Below are 1,568 nucleotides of genomic sequence, written 5' to 3' on the forward strand. Positions count from 1 at the left end.
TAGTTAAAAAGTATAAATATATCATTCACCAATTATAGAAATCATACAATTTAATTTATAGTTTGAACTATCTCGTCTTGCCGAATTTAGCTCAGGAGTATTAAAAGTTGAAACTCTGCAAATTTCAATATTTTCTAACAGTATTCCACAGGAAATAAGTATATCTAAATTTGCGTCCACCATACTCAATTTATATTTTTCTCCAAAAGGTTTGAAGAATGAATCCCGATTTTTAAAAGTTTTAAACTCATCATAGACATCTATTCCAACTTCGTAGTTCTCTTGGTCAATGCTAGGTCCGATAAAACAGAGTATATTTTTTGCCTCACAACCAAAATCTTGAATCATTAAATCGAGTGCATTTTTTGAAATTTTCTTTACTGTACCTCTCCAACCGGAATGGACAACGGCTTGGACTTTTTTAATTGGATCATACATCAAAACTGGAGTGCAGTCGGCGAATTTAATGACAAGTGCAATATCTTTTTTATCTGTAATAAGTCCATCGGTATTTTCAAACATTTTGCCATAAGGTTTATCTGTTCCGTTAAGACCATCTGCATACATAACATTATCTGTGTGAAGTTGGTGTGCAGTATAAAATTTATCTGGTTTAATTTCAATTATATTTGCAAAATGATTCAAATTTTCTGCTATTTGAGGGTTGTCACGTATATCGTAGGAAGAGCCGGAGATATAGTGTTTAAGTCCGGCGTTTAATAATAATTTTGAAAAAATCATTTTTTACGAATCTCCTCTAACCATTCAGTTTCTTCGGGGCTGTGTGAAACGTGTTTATCTATATTAAGTGAGTTTAAAATTTCTAAATCTTCTTTAGATAGTTCAAAATCAAATAAGTCTATATTTTCAAAAACTCTTTTTTCTTTTGTAGTTCTTGGAAGGACTATTACATCTCTTGCAATATTATATTTTAAAACTATTTGTCCAACACTCACATTATATTTTTTAGCTAATTTTAAAACAGCTTGGTCATTAAATAACTCTCCATTGCCTCTTGCAAGAGGACTCCAAGCAATGGGTTGTATGTTTTCTTTCTTTAGATAGTCTATAAAATTATTTAGAGTGAGCAAGGGATGGGTTTCGATTTGGTTAACATGAGGTTTTATATTTGCGGTCACAGAGAGTTTGTCTAAGTGATGTTTGTAGAAATTGCAAACTCCTATGTTTTTAAAAACACCTTGTTCATAGTAATCTTCTAAGACTTTCCAAGATTGTTCACTGTCTTCGCCTGGCCAGTGTAAATACATAATTTCCAAGCGGTCTGTTTTAAGTGATTTTAAAGACCTTTCGATACTTCTCTTAGTGGCATCTGCTCCGAAATCTGAAGGCCAAACTTTAGAAGCGATTTTAAATTTATTTAATTTTTCAGATTGTATTATCTCACCAATAAATTCTTCATTTTTATAAAAATAAGCAGTGTCTATTAATTCATAATTGGCTTCATGAGCAACAATCATAACTTTTCTAAGTTCAGGCTCATTTTCCAAAGTATATACACCAAGCCCAACGGCTGGTAAATTATTTCCATTGTATAAATCAAAATATTT

At 31.3% G+C, this 1,568-nt stretch carries 2 protein-coding genes; both read right to left on the bottom strand.

Annotation, left to right across the window (positions count from 1 at the left end; all coding sequences use genetic code 11):
* Positions 1-21 precede the first annotated feature (21 nt).
* Positions 22-741 carry a peptidoglycan editing factor PgeF gene (gene pgeF, locus HMPREF9129_RS10110; RefSeq protein WP_004823458.1) on the bottom strand — a complete coding sequence of 240 codons (720 nt, stop codon included), beginning with the start codon at positions 739-741 and terminating at the stop codon, positions 22-24.
* Positions 738-1,568 (bottom strand): aldo/keto reductase (locus HMPREF9129_RS10115; protein ID WP_004823460.1); only part of this gene is annotated, 831 nt, incomplete at its 5' end. The genes pgeF and HMPREF9129_RS10115, both read right to left, overlap by 4 nt.

This window comes from Peptoniphilus indolicus ATCC 29427, assembly GCF_000227315.1.
Lineage (GTDB): Bacteria > Bacillota > Clostridia > Tissierellales > Peptoniphilaceae > Peptoniphilus > Peptoniphilus indolicus.